The 18,985-nt window shown below is 72.8% G+C and carries 15 protein-coding genes; 6 read left to right on the forward strand and 9 right to left on the reverse strand.

Features of this window, described 5'->3' with window-relative positions; translation table 11 throughout:
• Positions 1 to 102: 102 nt before the first annotated feature.
• Positions 103 to 924: an alpha/beta fold hydrolase gene (locus tag ACZ3I4_RS47335; RefSeq protein WP_465388756.1), complete on the reverse strand. Its 822-nt coding sequence runs from the start codon at positions 922 to 924 to the stop codon at positions 103 to 105.
• 92 nt (positions 925 to 1,016) lie between these two features.
• Here ACZ3I4_RS47335 and ACZ3I4_RS47340 point away from each other — a divergent pair, with 92 nt between their 5' ends.
• The 3 genes from ACZ3I4_RS47340 (at position 1,017) to ACZ3I4_RS47350 (ending at position 2,753) form a co-directional block, all read left to right on the forward strand.
• On the forward strand, positions 1,017 to 1,601 hold the full coding sequence (locus ACZ3I4_RS47340; RefSeq protein ID WP_465388757.1) for a mycothiol transferase: 585 nt from the start codon (positions 1,017 to 1,019) through the stop codon (positions 1,599 to 1,601).
• A 62-nt stretch (positions 1,602 to 1,663) separates the two neighbouring features.
• Complete coding sequence (locus ACZ3I4_RS47345) at positions 1,664 to 1,951, forward strand: DUF1905 domain-containing protein (RefSeq protein ID WP_465388758.1); 288 nt, start codon at positions 1,664 to 1,666, stop codon at positions 1,949 to 1,951.
• A 76-nt stretch (positions 1,952 to 2,027) separates the two neighbouring features.
• Positions 2,028 to 2,753, forward strand: a complete 726-nt coding sequence (locus ACZ3I4_RS47350; RefSeq protein WP_465388759.1) for a TetR/AcrR family transcriptional regulator — start codon at positions 2,028 to 2,030, stop codon at positions 2,751 to 2,753.
• Here the strand turns inward: ACZ3I4_RS47350 and ACZ3I4_RS47355 are convergent.
• The 3 genes from ACZ3I4_RS47355 to ACZ3I4_RS47365 form a co-directional block, all read right to left on the reverse strand.
• The gene (locus ACZ3I4_RS47355; protein WP_465388760.1) at positions 2,726 to 3,124 is read right to left on the reverse strand and encodes a VOC family protein; all 399 of its coding nucleotides are present in this window, start codon (positions 3,122 to 3,124) and stop codon (positions 2,726 to 2,728) included. The genes ACZ3I4_RS47350 and ACZ3I4_RS47355 overlap by 28 nt on opposite strands.
• Before the next feature lie 13 nt (positions 3,125 to 3,137).
• Positions 3,138 to 8,252: a diguanylate cyclase gene (locus ACZ3I4_RS47360; RefSeq protein WP_465388761.1), complete on the reverse strand. Its 5,115-nt coding sequence runs from the start codon at positions 8,250 to 8,252 to the stop codon at positions 3,138 to 3,140.
• A 239-nt stretch (positions 8,253 to 8,491) separates the two neighbouring features.
• Complete coding sequence (locus tag ACZ3I4_RS47365; RefSeq protein ID WP_465388762.1) at positions 8,492 to 9,169, reverse strand: Type 1 glutamine amidotransferase-like domain-containing protein; 678 nt, start codon at positions 9,167 to 9,169, stop codon at positions 8,492 to 8,494.
• 86 nt (positions 9,170 to 9,255) lie between these two features.
• Here ACZ3I4_RS47365 and ACZ3I4_RS47370 point away from each other — a divergent pair, with 86 nt between their 5' ends.
• Positions 9,256 to 9,780 carry a winged helix-turn-helix transcriptional regulator gene (locus ACZ3I4_RS47370; protein ID WP_465388763.1) on the forward strand — a complete coding sequence of 175 codons (525 nt, stop codon included), beginning with the start codon at positions 9,256 to 9,258 and terminating at the stop codon, positions 9,778 to 9,780.
• Here the strand turns inward: ACZ3I4_RS47370 and ACZ3I4_RS47375 are convergent.
• From ACZ3I4_RS47375 to ACZ3I4_RS47385, 3 genes are all read right to left on the reverse strand, one after another.
• Positions 9,777 to 10,934, reverse strand: coding sequence for an endonuclease (locus tag ACZ3I4_RS47375; protein ID WP_465388764.1), 1,158 nt, complete (start codon positions 10,932 to 10,934; stop codon positions 9,777 to 9,779). The genes ACZ3I4_RS47370 and ACZ3I4_RS47375 overlap by 4 nt on opposite strands.
• 66 nt (positions 10,935 to 11,000) lie before the next feature.
• Positions 11,001 to 12,437 carry a glycoside hydrolase family 76 protein gene (locus ACZ3I4_RS47380; protein ID WP_465388765.1) on the reverse strand — a complete coding sequence of 479 codons (1,437 nt, stop codon included), beginning with the start codon at positions 12,435 to 12,437 and terminating at the stop codon, positions 11,001 to 11,003.
• A 69-nt stretch (positions 12,438 to 12,506) separates the two neighbouring features.
• Positions 12,507 to 15,947: an NACHT domain-containing protein gene (locus tag ACZ3I4_RS47385; RefSeq protein ID WP_465388766.1), complete on the reverse strand. Its 3,441-nt coding sequence runs from the start codon at positions 15,945 to 15,947 to the stop codon at positions 12,507 to 12,509.
• Between the two features lie 176 nt (positions 15,948 to 16,123).
• Between ACZ3I4_RS47385 and ACZ3I4_RS47390 the strand changes: the two genes are divergently transcribed.
• Positions 16,124 to 17,077 (forward strand): glutamate-cysteine ligase family protein, encoded by a 954-nt coding sequence (locus ACZ3I4_RS47390; RefSeq protein ID WP_465388767.1) that lies wholly within the window; start codon positions 16,124 to 16,126, stop codon positions 17,075 to 17,077.
• Here ACZ3I4_RS47390 and ACZ3I4_RS47395 read toward each other — a convergent pair.
• Together ACZ3I4_RS47395 and ACZ3I4_RS47400 are read right to left on the reverse strand one after the other, a co-directional pair.
• The gene (locus tag ACZ3I4_RS47395; protein WP_465388768.1) at positions 17,058 to 17,495 is read right to left on the reverse strand and encodes a CBS domain-containing protein; all 438 of its coding nucleotides are present in this window, start codon (positions 17,493 to 17,495) and stop codon (positions 17,058 to 17,060) included. The two genes, ACZ3I4_RS47390 and ACZ3I4_RS47395, sit on opposite strands and share 20 nt — an antisense overlap.
• A gap of 100 nt (positions 17,496 to 17,595) precedes the next feature.
• Positions 17,596 to 18,126, reverse strand: a complete 531-nt coding sequence (locus ACZ3I4_RS47400; protein WP_465388769.1) for a CGNR zinc finger domain-containing protein — start codon at positions 18,124 to 18,126, stop codon at positions 17,596 to 17,598.
• Positions 18,127 to 18,191: 65 nt separating this feature from the next.
• Between ACZ3I4_RS47400 and ACZ3I4_RS47405 the strand changes: the two genes are divergently transcribed.
• Positions 18,192 to 18,956, forward strand: a complete 765-nt coding sequence (locus ACZ3I4_RS47405; RefSeq protein ID WP_465388787.1) for a TSUP family transporter — start codon at positions 18,192 to 18,194, stop codon at positions 18,954 to 18,956.
• Positions 18,957 to 18,985: the final 29 nt, after the last annotated feature.

An 18,985-nucleotide genomic window follows, 5' to 3' on the forward strand; every position in this document is an offset into this window, starting at 1 on the left:
TCTTCGCCACCGTCGAAGTATCCATGGCGGCCTCGCTCATCACGGTCATCAGGTGTCTCCTTGATTAGGAGTTACACCGTTTTTCTTACAGACCCACCGTGCCTAGACTGCTCGGACCGCGGCCTGGTCGAAGAGCATGGTCACGTGGTTGGCGGGGAGGCGTTCGGCTGTCAGGCGGGGCAGCTGGGCGCGGCCGAGGGCCAGGCCGCGGTCGTTGATGAAGGGCTTGGCCGAGTCGTCGCCGTCGTGTTCGGCCAGGATCACGTGGACGGGAACGTCCAGGGCGGCCAGCAGTGGCAGCGTGGGGCGGCCGGCCAGGGTGTCGACGGCGTCGTCGATCAGGCGGGGGACGTCGACGCGGGGGCGGCCGGTGTCGTCGAGCAGGTAGGTCGCCCACTGGTCGAGGCGGGGGCGCAGGTCGGGGCGGCGGGCGATGGCGCGGCCCTCGACCTGGTCGACGAAGGTCGCGGCGTCGGGGAAGGTGCGGGTGAGGGGGCGCGTCCACAACGTCCACAGGGCACGGACGACGGGACGGCGGAGGGTCCAGCGTGGTTCGGGCAGCACGCCGCCGTCGAGGAGGACCAGTTTGCGTACGCGGTCCGCGAGCTTGGCCGCGACCAGCGGGGCCAGGTAGCCGCCCATCGAGTGCCCGAGCAGGATGACGTCGTCGAGGCCGCATTCGTCGGCGACGCGCACCACCTCGGCGGCGTGCCCGGCGAGCCCGGGGCCGGCTTTGGTGGTCAGCGATCCGCCGCGGCCGGGCAGGTCGGGGGCGATCACCCGGGTTTGCGGTGACGCCTCGGCGAACGCCCGCCACACCTCGGAGGTGTTGGTCAGCCCGTGCAGGGCGAGCACGGTGGGCCCGGTGGCCTGCGGGTTCCACTCGGCGCACGTCAGTCCGGCGATCTCACGGCGTTGCGTCACGCGGCGACCCTACTTCCCGCGCGCACACCGCGCCGTACGGGGCGGTGGGCTTCCGGAAGCCGACCGTCCGGATTGGCCCCTATGGTGAGGCGATGACCGACATTCCCTGGGAGCCGCCGACGGCCGGCACCGAGTCCGAGCATCTGCTGGGCGCGCTGGAGCGTCTGCGGGCGACGTTCCGCTGGAAGGCCGACGGCCTCGACGCGGACGGCCTGAACGCGCGGCTCGGCCCGTCCTCACTGACGCTCGGTGGCCTGCTCAAGCACCTCGCCCTGGCCGAGGATTACACGATCGGCGCGAAGTTCGGGGGTGAGGCGGAGTTCCCGTACGAGCCGTGGCTGTCCCGGCCCGAGGGCGACGACGAGTGGGAGTTCACGAGCGCCGCCCACGACAAACCGTCCGACCTGTACGAGTGGTACGACGACGCGGTGGCGCGGACGCGGAACCGCCTCACGACCGCCCTGGCCGCCGGGGGTCTCGACCAGCCGTCCGCCCGCGCCTGGCCCGGTGGTGTCCAGCCGATCCTGCGGCGTTTCGTCTGCGACCTGATCGAGGAGTACGGCCGCCACACCGGTCACGCCGACCTGCTGCGCGAGGCGGTCGACGGCCGGGTCGGCGAGGATCCCCCGGCGGGCTGGCACGCGGTGTCGGGCCGCTACGTGCTGCCGGGCGCGTGACCGAGCCGCGGGATAAAGGACAGCGCTGCCGGGCGCGTGACAGAGAGTCTTAGGTTGTGGCCATGGACATGGAGTTCACCGGGGAGATCTGGTTCTGGCGGGGCCCCGCGCCGTGGCATTTCGTCACTGTGCCGGAGCAGGAGTGCGCGGCCATCGAGGCAGCGGCGTCGCTGGTCAGCTATGGCTGGGGCATGATCCCGGTGACCGCGCGGATCGGCCGTACGGACTGGACCACGTCACTGTGGCCGAAGGACGGCCGCTACATCGTGCCGATCAAGACGGTGGTCCGCCGTGGCGAGAAATTGGAGCTCGGCGACACGGTCACCGTCAATCTGACCGTGAACGCGTGACCGGCACGAGATCCCCGGTGTAAGGGTCGCCGAGAGGGGTATGCGGGCGCTCCGGAACGCAGGAACGGGGAGTCGGTTGCCCAAGATTGTTGACCACGAGAGGCGACGCGCGGAGATCGTCGGCGCCTTCCTGGACGTTGTCGCCCGCGAGGGTCTCGCGGGCGCGGGTAGCCGGGCCATCGCCGCCGAGCTGGGCGTGGGCGCGGGGGCGCTCTGGCACTACTTCGACAGCCTCGACTCGGTTGTCTCGGCCGCCTATCAGCGCATCCTCGAGCGGGTCGACGCGCGCATCGAGGAGGCGGTCCGTGATCGGCGTGGCCTGGCCGCGGTCGACGCCGCCCTGTGCGAGATCCTGCCGGTCAGCGGCGAGACCCGCGACGAGGCGCAGGTGATGCTCGGCTTCTGGGGCCGGCTCGCGATCAGCCGCCGCCCGGAGATCGCCGCGACCGACGCGATCGGCCGCTGGGGCGGTCTGGTGCGCCGCCACCTCACCGAGGCGGCGGAGGACGGCGAGCTGCGCCCCGATGTGCCGGCCGCCAGCCTGGCCGACGTGCTGCTCTCGGTGGCGATCGGCCAGCAGGTGCACGCCGTGCTGGCCGCGCCGGCGGCCGAGCAGGACCGTCAGCTGGCCCTCGTCGACCACTGCCTGGCCCCGTGGCGGCCGCTCTACGCGACGACACGAAGCACGGCTGACCGGCCCGCCCTGCGCGACGAACGCCACCCGGCTGAACGGCCCGCCCCGCGCGACGAACTCAGCCCGGCTGACCGGCCGGTCTACGCGACGAACACGCAGAACGGGTGACCGGCCGGGTCGGCATAGACGCGCAGAGGCTCGTCGGGGTCGTCGCCGCGGTCGCGTAACAGCTTGGCGCCCAGGGACAGCGCACGCTCGTGCTGGATGTCCAGCTCGGCGACCGACGGCACCGTGGTGTCCAAGTGGATCTGCTGGGGCACCGGACCGTCCGGCCACGTGACCGCGGGCAGCGAGCTCACCCGCTGGAAGGCCAGCGCGCGGCCGCCGTCGGGGCGGAGCAGCACCAGCCACCCCTGGCCCTCGTCGCGCTCGTCGCCGGGGCGGTAGGTCAGCCCGAACAGTTCACGATAGAACTCGGCCAGGCCGCGGACGTCGACCGCGTCCAGCACGGGCTGCAGGATCACCGGGTAGCTGGTCATGCCGGCCAGGCTGTCAGCCGGCCGCGCCCAGCACAACGCGGTTGCGGCCGGTCTCCTTGGCCCGGTAGAGCGCATGGTCGGCCCGGGCCAGCACCTGGTCGAGGTTGTCGCCCTCGGACAGCTGGGCCACGCCGACGCTGATCGTCACCGGGACGGGCCCGGCGCGGGTCGGCACGGGGGTGTCCGCGACCGCGGCCCGCATCCGTTCGGCCAGGTCCAGCGGCGAGTCCGATCCCGAGGGGGCGGCGTCGGGCAGCACGACGGCGAACTCCTCGCCCCCGTACCGGCCGAGCACGTCGGACTGCCGGATGCCGGCCGCGATCCGGGCCGCCACCTCGCGGATCACCTCGTCGCCGACCCCATGCCCGTACGTGTCGTTGATGCCCTTGAACTTGTCGATGTCCAGCATCACCGCGGCGAGCGGCCGCCCGCCGCGCGCGGCCGCCTCCACCAGGGCGCCCGCGATGGCGTAGAAGTGGCGCCGGTTGTGCCGTCCGGTCAGCTCGTCGGTGGTGGCCAGCTCCTGCACCCGGCTGAACAGGCGGGCGTTGTCGTACGCGGCCATCCCCTGGAACGCCAGCGCCGCCGCCACCTTGCTGGCCGTGTCGTCGAAGCCTTTCCCGCCCAGCAGGGCCACCCCGGCCCGGCCGTCGCGGTGCTGCAGCGGGACGGCGAGCACGACGTCCGTACCGAGAAGGCCGGGGTCGTCGAGGAGCATCGGGGCCAGGCCGGGCACGGCAACGTCGGGACGGGCGCCGATCAGGTCGGCCGGCGCCGTGCCGGAGACGTCGACGATCCCGGTGTCGCCCGCGCCGAGCAGGCACCCGGCGGTGGCGCCGAGCTGGGTGCTGAGCGTCGCGAAGAGCTGCCGCAGCAGTTCGGCCGGGTCGTGGATGCTGCTCAGTTCGGCCAGGCTGGCCCGCAGCGTCTCGGCGAACGCCTGCTGCTGACGGGCGGTCTGCACGGCCAGGTGCAGCTGGGCGGCGCGCGCGGTCTCCAGCGAGACGGCGAGGTGGCTGCTCATCGCGATCAGCACCTCCACGTCCTCCTCGGTGAAGATGCCCCGGGCCATCCGGCTGTCCAGGTAGAGCACGCCGAGCGTCTCGCCTTTGAACCGCACCGGCACGACCAGGATGCTGCGCAGCCCGTGCACGACCGCGCTCTGCGAGCCGAGCGCCGCGCCCTCCTCGGTGCCGGTCAGCACCAGCGATTCGCCCTCGTCGGCGACCCGGCGCACGAGCGTGGTCCCGTACGCGGTCGTCTCGGTGAGGTCGGCGCCGCCGGCGCCCCGCCCGGCGTAGGGAACCGGCTCGCCCGCCTCGTCGAGCAGGAAGAACAGGGCCCGTTCGGCGCCGAGGATCCGCAGCATCTCGTCGAGCGTCACCCGGGCCATCTGGCGCGGGTCGAGGACGGTGGCCGCGGCCGCGCCGACCTGCTGCAACGCCTCGAGGCGGCGGCTGCGGCCACCATCGGCGCGCCGGCCGACCACCGTACGCCGCCCGGTCGCACCGCCGTCGTCCGCGCCGAACTCGGCCCGCACCTGCCGCCGCCGCAGTTCCCACCCGTACTGGGTGGCCAGCGCGAGCGCCCACTTGGCGTTGCGGTCGGACTCGGCGGCCAGGCTGAGCTGCCGGAAGGCCCGGGCCCGGAACCGGGCCACCTCGAAGTGCACGATCGGCGCGTCGAAGGTGCGGGCGACCCGTTCGGCCTTGTCGGTCCATTCGATCGCCTTCTTCGGCTCACCCCCCATTTGCGCCAGGGCGGCCTCGCCGATCAGGTACGAGCACTCGAGCAGCGGGGACGCGCGGCGCACCCGGCGCAGGTCGGCCACGGCGGCCCGGGCGGCGGCGAGCGCGGCCGGTCGCTGTTCGTCGGAGGCCAGGCGCAGCTGGGCCATCCGGCCGTGCGACTGGAAGGCGTAGAACCACTTGTGCTGCTGCATGAGCTCGCGCCTGCGCAGCCCGAGGCCGTGGAACTCGTCGATGATGGCGTCGAACCGCTCGCCGAACTCGCCCTCCTCGATGGCGGCGCAGGCGGCCGAGACCACGACATTCACCCGTTGCACGGCCGTGGCCGTCCCGGCCGGGCAGGCCGCGCGCATCTCGGCCAGCCTGGACGCGGCCTCGCCGGGCCGGCCCTGGATCGCCGGGACCAGGACGCCGAGCATGCTGAACGAGGTGCCCAGCGCGTGCGCGGGGTCGGCCAGCACGGCCAGCCCGCGCTGGTATTCGGCGCGGGCCTCCTGCACGTAGCCGCGCAGCACCTGGCGCATGCCGATGACGGCGTGGCCGACCAGCAGCTGGGCCGGGCCGTACCAGCGCAGATTCCGGTTCACGGCCGCGGCCCAGGCGGTGCCGTCGTCGAGGCCGCCGAACAACATCGCCGAGCCGCGGATCCATTCGACGTACGCGCCGAGCCCGGGATCGCCCAGCCCGGCGGCGACCCGGGCCGCCCGGTCGAGGCAGCGCCCGCCTGCCCCGCGCAGCTTGACGACCGTGGCGACATAGCCGGCCAGCGCGTAGACCCGCACGTACTCCGGCGACGGGCCGAGCCGGTTCACCGCGTACATGGCCCGCAGGGCGAGCAGGCCGGCCTCGCGCAGCTTGAGCCCGATCGCGGCGGCGTAGCCACCGGCGTCGAGGACGGCGGCCAGCGCGGCGAGGTCGTCCCGGCGGCGGCCACTCGCGGTTCCGAACCCCCGTCCTGTACGCCGGACGACCGCCCCGGCCAGGGCGATCGCGAGCGTGGTGACGACCAGGAGCAGGCCGTTGCCGGGCAGCGGGCGGCGCAGCTCGCCGAGCGCCCGCGACGTCGTGTCCAGGGCGCGGCTGTCCTCCCAGAGGGTGTGGTGCGCCTCGATCTCGGTGGTGAGCAGGCGGGCACGGATCCGGCGGTCCGGCTCGCCCGCGAGCGCACGCCGGATGGTCGCGAGCGCCTCGTCGATCCGGCCCGCCCGCAGGTACGCGACGGCGAGCGGATGCAGCACGGCGGTCGGTGGCGCCGCGTCCCCGTCGACGGCGTCGCGCAGGTAGCCGAGCGCCTCCTGCGCGGCCTGGTCGTCCAGCGCGGCCAGCCCGGCCACGAACGCGCTGCGGCGGCGCTGCTCGGACGGCACCTCGTCGCCGGCGCGCTGATGGTGGCGGGCGACGGCGTAGACGTGGTCGGCGTCGCGTTGGCCCGCGGGCTGACGCTCGAGGGCGGCGGCCATCGCGGCGTGCAGGCGGCGCTGCCGGTCCTCGGGCACCGCGGCCAGCAACTCCTCGCGCAGCAGCGGGTGGATGAAGGCGTACCAGCCGCCGGCGCGGGTCTCCAGCACCCGGCGGTCCAGGGCCGCCGCCACCGCGGACACCACCTGGTCCGGGGCGAGCCCGGCGGCGCTCAGCGTCTCGTTGCGGAACCGGGCGCCGGCCACCGCGGCCGGCACGAGCACCTCACGGACGTCCGCGGGCAGCTCGGCCAGGCGGCTGGCCAGCAGCTCCCGGACATCTTCGGCCGCGGGCAGCGCGCGGGCGCCCGCCTCGTCGAACCACCAGTTGCCCCACAGCGGGCTCAGCAGACCGGCGTCGATCAGGCGCCACAGGTACGCCACCACGGCGAACGGGTTCCCGCCGGTGCGGTCGGCGACGTGAGCGGTCAGGTCGGCCCCGACGCGGGCTCCGGGCAGCCGGGAGGCGATCAGCTGGTCGATCGCGGCCGGGCCGAGCGGCTCGCAGGTGAGCACGGTGTCGGCGGGCATGTCGGGGCCCGCCTCGCCGGGCTGCTCGGTCAGCACCACCAGCAGCGGCAGCCCGGGCAGGTCGGGCGCGAGCAGGTTGAGCACCTCGCGGGTGGCCGGCCCGAGCCAGTGCGCGTCGTCGACGATCAGCAGCATCCCGCCCGAGCGCCGGGCCAGATCGCCCAGGAAGGCGGCCGCGGCGGCCAGCACGAGCTCGTCGCGGCCCTCCTCCGGGGTGCTGCCGATGATCTCGGCCAGCCGGGGCGAGAGCCGGGCGGCCAGCGCCGGACCGGCGGCTGCGGCCGAGTCCCGCAGGCGCTGCTCGGTGGCCTCCCGTTCGGGCCCGGGCAGCCACCGCACGGTCTGCAGGTATCCGTCGATCGCGGCGCGCAGCGCGGCCATCGGCACCGGCGCGTCCCGCTCGGCGGTGGCGGTCAGCACCGGAAAACCGGCGGCCAGCTCGGCGGCCTCCTCGGCCAGGCGGCTGCGGCCGGAGCCGGCCGCGCCGCGGATCAGCGCCACGCCGCCGTGCCCGTCGCGCGCCCGCTGCCAGCGGCGCGCCAGCTCGTCGCGCTCGGCGTCGCGTCCGGCGAGCGGCCAGCGTACGGCGGCGGGCTCCTCGGCGGCCTCCCCGCCCGGGCAGGCCCGCAGGTCGGCCAGCAGCGCCGCCGCCCCCGGGTAGCGGTCGTCGGGGTCCTTGGCCAGCAGCCGGCCGATCACGGTGACCAGGGCCGGGTGCACGCCGGGACAAAGTTCGGCCAGGTCGGGCACGGGCGCGACCAGGTGGTCGCGCAGCAGCTCGCCGACGTCGGACGACTCGAACGGCACCCGCCCGGTCAGGCACTCGAACAGCACCACGCCCAGCGAGTACAGGTCGGATCGGCCGTCGACGGGCCGCTTGAGCATGCCGGACTGCTCGGGCGAGCTGTAGAGGAACGTGCCGACGGCCTGGTCGCCGCCGCTCTCGCCGCCATCGCCGTCGCCGAGCAGCGCCAGCCCGAAATCGATCAGCTTGGCCGGACGCCCGGGCGCGACCATGATGTTGCCCGGTTTCACGTCCCGGTGCACGAGACCGACCCGGTGCGCGGCGGCCAGACCGCGGGCCAGCTGGGCCGCCAGTTCGACCACCCGCTCCTGGCCGAGTGGGCCGGCGCCGAGGTGGCCGGCCAGCGAGCCGCCGGGCAGGTATTCGAGCGCGAGCGCGGGATCGCCGCCGAGCGTCCCGGCGGCGAAGATGCGGGCCACGCCGGGGTCGTCGACGCAGGCCAGCAGGGCGGCCTCGCGCAGGAACGACGCCAGCAGGGCGGGATCGCCGGCCGATCCGGACGTGGGCCGTTTGAGGGCGTACAGGCGGCCGCCCCGCGATGCCCGGTGCACGGTGGTGAAGGCGCCCCGGCCGAGTTCGGCCTGCACCTCGAACCCGGACAGCTCCGCTGCCCGGCCCCGGCCGTCCTCGTCACAAGCTCACTCCGCGCTCTCGCCCCTGTGCACCCCTGATCGGCAGGCTCACCCCATTTCTGACCCACCCAGAGGACGCCGTACGCCGCCGAGGGGGATGACGGGAACATTCGGCGTCACCGGGAGCGGACCATGACATTCGTACGGCGATTGCGGGGCGTGGCGCTCGGGATCGGCGTGAACCGCTTCCCGGTCTAGGACACCGGCTCGAGCAGTCTCCAGTTGCCCTCGGAGACGACCTCGACCTCGCCGCCGGTCACCTTGATAGCGGTGTGGTCGTCGATCGCGTAGGCCGGCCCCGGGATGGTGGCGGCCCACTTCTCCGCGTCGGCCATCGAGTTTTCCGGCAGGGCGGGGTGATCGAGATGCGGGAAGATCGAGAAGTCGACGATCCCCAGGGTGCTGTCATCGCCGCCGGTGGGTGGCCGCCAGCCGACGAAGTCCTCCCCGATCCGCGGCGTCATCACCATGCTGCCGGCGCTCAGCCCGACCCAGACCGTGTCGCTCAGCGAGGGCAGCACTCCGGCCAGCCCGGACTGCCGGATCCAGTAGTGGAGGAAGAGCGGGTCGCCCCCGTTGACCAGCAGGACGTCGGCCTGACGGACCTCGGACTTCCACAGTTCCTCGTCGAGGCTGGGCAGCACCGAGAGCTCGAGCACGCCGATCGACTTCCATCCCAGCCCGGTCATCGGGCAGTCGCCTTCGTGGCCGCTGATGAAGTTCCACGCGCGGCCGGCGCCGCCCCGGTGGGCATACCCCGCGGTCGGGATGCAGAGCGCGCTCGCCTCCGCGATCGGCTTGCCCAGCAGGTCGAGCAGGGCGGCGTGGATGCTCTGGTTCTTGACGCCGCCGGAGGTGAGCAGAAGTCTCATGACACCGTCCCCGTACGAAACTGATTGCAGACTGAAATCGGTCCCGCGACGGTAACACCACCGGTTGCGAAGTACCATCGGTCCCGATGGTTACCGAGGCAGAAGCAGCAACCGGAGCGGGAACGCACCGGTCGGGTTGCCCGATCAACCTGGCGGTCGAGGTGCTGGGCGACCGGTGGGCCCTGGTCGTGCTGCGCGACGTGATGTTCGGCAACCGGCACTACTTCCGCGAGCTGCTCTCCGGGTCGCAGGAGGGCATCGCCTCCAACATCCTGGCCGACCGGCTGCGGCGGCTGGTCGCCCACGGCGTTCTGTCCCGCACCGACGACCCGAGCCACAAGCAGAAGGTCCGCTACAGCCTCACCGAGCCCGGCGTGCAGCTCGTGCCGGTGATGGCCGCGCTCGGCTCGTGGGGCCGGCGGCACATGCCGGCCAGCCACGAGCTGTCCGTCCGCGCCGAGCTGCTCGAGCAGGGCGGCCCCGAGCTGTGGGAGCGGTTCATGGACGAGCTGCGCGAGCAGCACCTCGGCGTACCGCGGCCACCGGGCACCCCGTCGGTCTTCGCCGAACTCCAGGCCGCCTACGAGGCCGCGGTCGCCGGGGACCGCTAGCCGAAGATCGACGCCGCCCACTCCGGGTGGTCGATGAACGGGTTGCGGTTGTGCTGGTAGGTCGCGTAGATGAGCTGGTTGCGGTTGCGCTCGGCGGCGTCCGGCGGGTCCGCCGCGTTCCAGGCCAGCAGCGCCGAGATGCGCCCGATCCGCGGGGCCGTGCCGCTGCTCGTGGCGTCGTCCACCTCGAGGTCGGGGTAGGAGTCGCCGCCCTCGTACCGCACCGCCATATAGAAGATCATGCGGGCCACATCACCCTTGACCGCGGCGCGCGGCTCCCACGAGTTGCTGTCGCTGTAGTTGCCGGGCGCGCCCGAGACCGCCGTACCGCCGTTGTCGAAGTCCTTGTTGCCGCGCGAACCGTTGACCGCGACGTCCTCCGGGCGCAGGTGGTGCAGGTCGGTGCCCGGGCCCGCGCTGGTGCCGAAGTCGCCGTGCGACTGCGCCCACACGTGCTCGCGGTTCCAGTCGCCCTGGTCGCCGCCGTTGAGCGACTTCGACCGGCTCAGGCCCGAATAGAGCAGCTTCACGTTGGCCGAGTTGGCCGGGTCCTGGTCGGTCACCTTCAGGGCGTTCCAGACCGCGTCGTACGACAGCTTGGTCACGCCGCTGGAGACGATCCCGTGCAGCGCGTTCTTCAGGTTCTCCCCCGTCTTGCCGGCCGCCGCCGCGTAGTAGGCGTCGGTGCCGCCGGTGGGAGGCGGGGTGGCCGGCGGCGTCGTCGGCGTGGCGCCGCCGGCGGTCATGGCGGTCGGCGATTTCAGGCCCGGGTGGGAGAAGTACGCGCTCAGCGTGCCGGTCACGGTGATCGTGGTGCCGACCCGGTTCGGGTTGCTCAGCAGCCCGAACGACGACCGGTAGGCGCTGGTGATCTGGACGTACAGCATCCGGCTGGTCGACGTCTCGCTCCGGCTGTCGGCCAGCGCCAGGGCCGTGTCGCCGGTGAAGTTGCTGGTCCGCACCGTGCTCGTGGCGGTGGGCTCGCCGACGACATAGCCGGTCACGGTGCCGGTGCCGCTCTGGCTGCTGATCGCCTGGGCAACCGTCAGCGTGGCGGCCGCGCCGGCGGGCACGGTCAGGAAGACGGCCGCGACGGCGACGGCAGCCGGCACGGCGAAGAAGGCGATACGCCCGTGATGCTTCGGCCAAGACATAGTCGTGAGCCTATGGCCCGCCGGGTGTCCGGCGGGCCATATCGGATTTGTCATACGCCGAACGGGCTATGGCGCGGCGTTCAACAGATCGAGCGCGCTGTGCTGACAGCCGTGGTTGGTGCTCCGCCACGGGCCGGCCCAATGCGACCCGTACGCGTCGAAGCTGTTGCGGTCGTTGGCGTAGGCGCTGTCGGCGTTGCGGCGCAGGTAGGCGTCGTACGCGCCGCCGGTCGCCGCATTGAGCACCCCGAGACCGCGTACGGCCGGGCCCTTGAACGAAACCCCGTCGCCGGAACACGCGTCCGGCTCGTTGGGCTCGCGCATGATTCCGCCCGGCGACAGATAGCCGCTGCTCGTCAGCGCATCCCCGATCCGGCGCGCCGTGGCCAGCGCGTCGGCGTCCCCGGTCAGCTTGTTCAGCTGCACCAGGGCATTGATCAGCACCCCTTGGTTGTACGTCCAGGTGACGTCGCCGTTGTTGCGGCAGGTGCTCATGTTGATGCCGTCGTTGACCAGGTTCTCGCCGTTGAGCATGCCGGTCGACTTGAACCAGTTCCAGCCGGCCTGCGCGCGCTGCCGATACACGGTGTCGCCCGGGATCCGCTGGCTCAGGGCGGCGTTGAGCTGAATGTAGAGGCTGTTCGGGATGGCGTTCTTGGTGGCGCGATCGGTCTTCCAATAGACCCCGCCGCCGCAGCGCGTGTCCCAATAGCCGAACATGTGATCGGCGTCGGCGCGCGCGGTGTTCAGATAACGGCTGTCCCCCGTGACGTCGTACGCGGAAACCCAGGCCAATCCCCACCAGCCGGTGTCGTCGAGGAACTCGTTGCGGAACTGACCCTGGCGCGCATTGATGTTCTTGTCGTACGTGGAAGCGATCGCGTATTGATAGCTGCGCATCCCGGTCCGCTTGATGTTCTCGGCGATAGCGGTCAGCGCATTGGCCCCGGTCCACCAGCCGTTGCCGTCGAACAACCCGGTCCCCCGGTCGAACCGCATCATCAGGGCAGTGGCGGCCGCCGTACGCCGGTCCCCCGCATTCCAATTGCTGCGCGCCCACGCCGTGCACGCGATCTCGGGCCGGTCCCCGGCCTTCCCGCAGGCCCGCAACACCCCGACCCCGGTGGCGGCCCAGTCGTCGACGTTGAACTGCGCCGTACGCCACCCGCCCGACCCACTTGGAACACTGGTGGCCCCGAGCCGGCTGTCGTTGCCCCACCCGCGCCCCCCGTCGAACGAGCGGTCCAGCCACACCTCGTCGCCGCCCTGCCCGCCCTCGACCGAGCCCCAGGCCATGGCGTCGGCGTCGTTGACGTGCAGCTTGAACGACCGCCCGTAGAGCGTCGCGCTGACCGCAACCCGATCCGCGGGCGCCAGCCCCGCGTCCCGCCCGTCACAGAACCGATTACAGATCGTGGCGGCCTGGGCCGCGGTAGCCGTCTGAACCTGCACAAGCGCCGTCGAGGCCAGAACCACCACAACAGCCAGCCGCCGGATCGTCATAGTGTTAACAAACTATTTAAATCGACGTCAGTCAATACTGTGGTGGAAGCGTGCCCCTTCGGGCAGCAGCTACAGCTCGGCCTCGGCCCGCGCGGCCAGCAGACCCGCCAGCATCTCGGCCGCGCCGTCAAAATCACGCAAAACCAGCGGCCGCAACAGAACCATCGCATCCTCGCCGCGCCCCGCGGCCTCCATGATCTGCGCCATCCGCTCGGCGCAGGCCCCGTCACCCTCCTCCGCCCGGGGGCGCAGCAGCGCGATGGCGTCGTCGCTACGGCCGTTCTCGGCCAGCAGGTCGGCCAGCCGGTCACCGGCGAAGAGGTCGCCGGCCTCGGCCCGGGGACGCAGCACGTCGATCGCCTCGCCGGGCCGGCCCCGCACCGCCAGCAGCCCGGCCAGAGCCCGTGCCGCCGACCAGTCCCCGGCGACGGCCCTCTCGCGCAGTTCCTCCTCTTCGCCCTCGGCGGCCAGAAGGCGGGCCAGGTGGTGCGGCGCGAAGGCGTCCCGGGCGTCCGCCCTCGCCCGCAACTCGCCGACCATGTGCTGTTCCTCAAGCAGAGCCGCGAGATTTTCGGAGGCGAGCAGGCTGCCGGCGTCGGCGATCCGGCCCAGCACGTCGGTCGCCTCGCTCACCCGGTCCTGGGCGATCAGGCAGTCCACCGTACGGTCCACCGCGTCCTCGTCACCGGCGTCACACAGCGGCCGGACCAGGTCGATGACGTCCTCGAACCGGCCCTTCGCGGTGAGATGGCGGGCGAGCCGGTCGGTCGCGCGGCTCTCGTCCATGCCGCCCCAGGTGCGCAGGACCATCAGCGCCTCGGGCGTGCGGTTGTCGTCGGCCAGACGCTCCGCAAGCAGGAAGGCGGCGTACCAGTCGCCGCCGGCCGCTCGTGCCCGCAGGTCATCGTCGCGGCCGCGAGCGGCCAGATAGTCGTCGAGACGATCCCGATCGGTCCAGCCACCCGACTGCACGCGCGACTCCAGAAACTCGATCGCGTCGTCGGCGTCGAGCAGCTCGGTCAGACGCTCGGCCGCGTGCGTGTCGCCGTCGCACGCCCGGCGGCGAAGCTCGGTGATCCGGCCCTGACCGGCCAGCACCTCGGCCAGACGGCTCGCCGCGGCCCAGTTGCCGGTGTCCGCGTGCGGGGTCAGCAGGGCGACGGCGTCGTCGGCCCGGCCCCGGCTCAGCAGCAGCGCCGTCAACTGTTCCGCGCTGAACCACAGACCGCGCTTGGCGGCGGGCCGAAGCAGGGCGATGGCCTCGTCCAGCGCCCCCTCCGCGACCAGGGCGGCGGTGAGCTGCTGCATGGCGAACTCGTCCCCTTTGGCCGCGCGGGCACGCAGCTCGCCCAGCAATGCCGCGTCCCTGAGATGAGCCGCGAGTTCTTTGGCCGCCGCCCGGTCGCCCAGGTCCGCGCGTACGGTCAGCTCGGTCACCCGTCCGTGTCGCCGCAGCAGCTCCGCCAACCGGGCCTCCGCGTGCTCCTGGCCGGCATCGGCCCAGGCCCGCAGCTCGTCGAGCGGCCCCAGCTGCGCGAGCGGACCGGTCGCCCCTTCCCGCTGCGGCTGGGCGAGCCGCTCCTGAAGCAGCACGTGCCGGAACTGATGGACGGTTCCGTTCCGGCGCAGCACACCCGAGCGATGCGCCTCGCCGAGGAACCGGCGGAGGCGCAACGGCAGCTTTCGGCGCACAGCGAGCCACAGATGCGTGAGCCGGAAGCCGATCCACGCCGCTCCACCCGCGCCGAGCGCCGCCGTGGCGGCGTACCAGAGGGCGGTGACGGCTCCGAAGACGGCAGCCGTGGACAGCGGCACACGCACAGTGGCGCCGGCGGCGAAGGCCGATCCACACGCCGCACCGAACAGCCCGGCCATCGTCGCGGCGTACCGGTCCGGCCTTCCGGGGACGCGATCCGATATGAGGGCGGCACAGAGACCAGCGGCCAGGCCACCGACGACGGCGGACACCCAGGGCAGGCCGAACAGAGCGGCGACCACGGCGCCACCCGACCCGTACCCGAGCCGCCGGGCGAGATCGCGGATCCGGCGCTGACGGGCGGTGCGGAACTCCAGGGGCGTGTATCGCGGCTGGCCCCACGGCCAGAGCGGCCGCAGCCAGCCGGTCGAACCAAGGAGCACGGTCAGGATCGTGACGCCGCCGGCCCGGACGACCGGCGGACCCAGCAGGGCCGACAAGCCGGCCACCGTGAGCAGAGCCGCGGCGCCCCGGCGGACCGGGGCGGCGACGACCGAGGCCGGCATGATCTGCCACCAGTTCAGATCACGGCTTCCGGTGCGGTCGAGATGGGCGGCCAGCCAGGCGAGCCACTGGGGCGCCCGCGGCCAACCGGAGCCGGCGAACGCCCCCGCGACATACGCGTCCATCAGCCGGTCGGTGATCGCCGACGGATGCGTCATCGCGCACAACTCGGCCGGGTCCGTGGCCGGATCCTCGTACGCGGCCCGGGCCAGGGACACCATCAGCGGCGTGGAGAACGCCCGGGCGAGACTGCCGTGCCCGTCCAGGCGCATCGCCTCGAACACCGGCGTCCACCGGGGATCGAACCGCGGCTGTGACAGGTACCGGATCGCGGCCTTGACCCCGACCGGTTCGAGCTCGACGACGGCCGCGCGGCTCAGCACCCGGCGGCGTACGGCGTCCTCGTATTCGTTCGGCCGGCAGGTCACCACGAGCGGGCGACCGGCTCCCGCGTACGCGTCGAGCAGCGTCGCCGCTCGCACCAGCGCTCCGGCCGGAAGCTCGTCGAGGCCGTCCAGGACCGGCATGATCAGTTTGTGCTCGGCCAGGTCCCGGGCCAGCACCTCGGGGTCACCGTGCCGGGCCAGCACGTCGGCGTAGTCCTCGGCGATCCGCCGGCGGACGAACTGCCCGAGATCCTCCTTGAACACGTCCCAGACGTTGATCGGCAGAAGGACGGGCAGCGGTTCCCCCACGACCGGTCGCCGGATCAGCCCCAGCGTGAGCAGCACGGCGAAGACACTCTTGCCCGAGCCCGGAGCGCCCAGGACAACCAGCTGCCGGTGCGGGAGGTCGCGAAGCGCGTCGACGATGCGCGAGTGCAGGCCGACCTCGCCGTGCATGGGGAACGTCCGCCAGTCGCCCTCGCCGCCCACGACGCTCGCGCGATCGGCGGCCGGCCGCCCTGTCGACGACCACCGCACGACGATCGGGGCGGGCCGGGTCACGTCGCGCAGAGCGGCCTCCTCGGCCCAGTCGCTCTCGAGGCGGGCCGCCAGGTCGTGCACGACATCACCGTCGGCCGGCGTGACCGTGGCCGGCGCCGACAGCCGGTCGAGGACGACCAGCGTGGTCCCGATCGCACCGGTCAGCAGGGCCAGGATGTTCGACCAGTTCGTCCACCGCTGGAAGTCGTCGGCGTCGGCCGCGCCGGATGCGCGCACGACGATCCAGACGCCCGCGCACAGCAGGCCCGTGGCGACGAGCCACCAACCGATGTGCCGTACGCGACCACGCCACCGACGTGTCATGCCGCCATCATGGCAAGGGCGATTCATTCCGTCACCTGCCCGAGTGGGCGTTTCGGTACCGCGCCGGTGTTCACCTGATGGCGGTGCCGGGCCGGCCGAACGGGCAATGCCTATCGGACAGATAGGAATGCTATGCTCCTGCGGTTGCCGGACGGACCGCACTGGAGCGAGGCGCCGTGACCCCCCTTGATGAGCAGGTTGCTGCTCTGCTGCTGGCCGAGCACGCCTTCGCGCCGGCCACGCCCGGCTTTGTCGGCGCCACCGTGGAACTTGCGGTTGATGCGCCCGGCCTCCCGGCCGACCGGCGGGAGCGAACCGCCCTGCCGCACGGGTTCCTGGCCCTGTCTCCGCGGCTGGCCGTGGTGAGCGGGCCGCCCTCCCCCGGGCTCGAGGCGAGCATCGCGCGCATGGACGAAGACCTCGCCGCCGCCGGGCCCCTGCTGCCCGGCGCCGCGCCGGTAAGCGGCGGCGTCCGGGTGGCGCTGGAGGCCGGTCTCGAGGGCGGCGGGCCGCTCGGGCTGCACCGCCGGTGGGTGCTGGCCAATACGCTCGCGCCGGTGCTGGCGGCCGCCTTCGCCAACTCGCCGTCGGCGGAGGGCTGGCGGAGCAGCCGCCAGGGCCGTCACCGTGGCCTTCCGGTGGTGCGCGCCGTCCGGGATCCGCGTCGCGCCTGGGCGGCGTACGTGCTGGAGCAGCCGGGGCGGGACGGCCGGGGGCTGGCCGGGCTGGCCCGGCACGTTGATTCGCTGCGGCCGCCGGTGGCCGCGCGCGGGCACCTCGAGATCGACGTGGCCGACGGGCAGGCGGGGGACGGCTGGCGGGTCGTGGTCGCGGTGACGGCCGTGCTGATGGACGACCCGGTGACGGCGGCCCGGGCCGAGCGGATCACGGCCCCGCTGGCGGCCGAGGCGGGGCTCTGGGAGAGGGCGGCCCGCGACGCGCTGAGCGATCCGGTGCTGGCCGCCGCCGCGCGGGCGTGCTTCGTGGAGGCGTACGGGACCCTGGCCCGGCACGGCGTCGCCCGCGACCTGCGTGACCAGGTCGCGGAGTTCGCCGAGCGCTACGTGATGCGTGGACGCTGCCCGGCCGACGACGTGCTGGACGCGGGCGTCAGGCCCGCTCGCCGGTGATGTACTCCTCGAGGCTCGTCCGTTCGTGTTCGAGCTCGTCGATGCGGAACTTGACGACGTCGCCGATGCTGACCACGCCGTGCAACCGGTTGTCCTCGATCACCGGCACGTGACGGAACCGCCGCTCGGTCATCAGCCGCTCGACGTCGGAGAGTCCGGCCTCGCGCACCACTGAGTGCACCTGCGTGGTGGCGATCGCCGTGACCGGCTCGGTCAGCACCGCGGCCCCGCGGGCGGCCAGCGCGCGCACGATGTCGCGCTCGCTGACGATGCCGTCGACGCGGGCGCCGTCCGCCGAGACGATCGCCGCACCGATTTTGTGCTCGGCCAGGACGGCCAGAAGCTCCGTCACGTCGGCCTCGGGTGGCACGGTCACCACTCGTTCGCCCTTGACCCGGAGAATGTCGCTGATCCGCATGTCGCCGCCTCTCCCGTCCCAGAGATCCGCCCGAGCAAATCCCACGGGACCTCGCAGCGCCGCGGGCATACGCCTACTTGGCGTCATTCACGGCGTGATGTCAAGAGCGGTCCCCGGACAGGCGGGCCCGATGGCGGCGTACGGCATCCCGATTGCCACAGGCCGGGGAGCAATACGCCTGCTTTCCCGTACGGCTGAAGTCCGCGTACGGCTTGTCGCAGCCCGTCGCGGCGCAGCGACCGAGGCGGTGCATCCCGCGACCGGCCAGGTGCAGGGCAGTGCCGACGCTGATCAGCGTGCGCAGCACCGAGGCCAGCGGCTGGCCGGGGTCGCGGTAGTGGATGTGCCACCCGTCCGCGGCGTGGTTGGTGAGCCGGGGGTACGCCGACGCGAAGCGCAGCAGGTCGTTGAGGCGCCGGGCCCGTTCGTCGTGGTCGGTGGCGTCAATCACGGTGAACCATTCCGCGAGGAACTCGGCCGTCGCCTCCCGGTCATACTTCGTCACCGGCAGCTCGATGACCAGGTCGTACGCCTGGCAGCGGGCCACCATCGCGTCGTCGGTGGCGGGTGGGTCGGTCGCCAGTGAGAGGGCGAGCCGCACGGCATCCTCGCCGTAAGGGTTGAGATGCATAAAGCCATTACAGCAGGATGGGTGGCGATCTTGAAGGGGTTGTCGCCGTGGAATGGCTGTATGGCTTGGAATGGCAGCACGTCGCGCTGCTGCTGGTGATCGCGGCCGCGGCCGGGTGGGTCGACGCGGTGGTCGGTGGGGGCGGGCTCGTGCTGGTCCCGGCACTGATGCTCGGGCTGCCGGGCATGTCGCCGGTGACGGCGCTGGGCACCAACAAGGTGGCCAGCATCTGCGGAACGACCTCGGCCGCGATCACGTATGCCCGGCGCACGAAGATCGACTGGCGGATGGCCGGTCCGGCGGCGGGCCTGGCCGTGATGTTCTCGGGCACCGGCGCGCTGGCCGCTTCGCACATCCCGGCCGAATACTTCCGGCCCGCCGTGATGGTGCTGTTGCTGCTGGTGCTGGCGTTCGTCGTGGCCCGGCCGTCGTTCGGGGTCACGGTCAGCGAGCCCCATCGCACCCTGCGCCGGCGGGTCGCCGCCGTGCTGCTGGCGGGGACGGTGATCGCGTTCTACGACGGCGTCTTCGGCCCCGGCACCGGCACGTTCCTGATCATCGCGTTCACCGCGCTGCTCGGGCTGGACTTCGTCTCCAGCTCAGCCACGGCCAAGATTCTCAACGCCGGTACGAATCTCGGCGCGCTGCTGGTCTTCTCGGCCGGCGGCCACGTGCTGTGGAAGCTGGGCCTGGCCATGGCCGTGTGCAATATCGTCGGAGCCCGGTTCGGAGCGCGTACAGCCCTCAAGCGGGGCGCCGGGTTCGTTCGCGGGGTGCTGGTCGTCGTCGTGGTGGCCATGGTGGCCCGTCTGGCGTCGCAATACCTCTGACAGTCGGCCATCTTGGCGATATCCGCCCA

The sequence above is a fragment of the Actinoplanes sp. NPDC021490 genome (assembly GCF_055562135.1).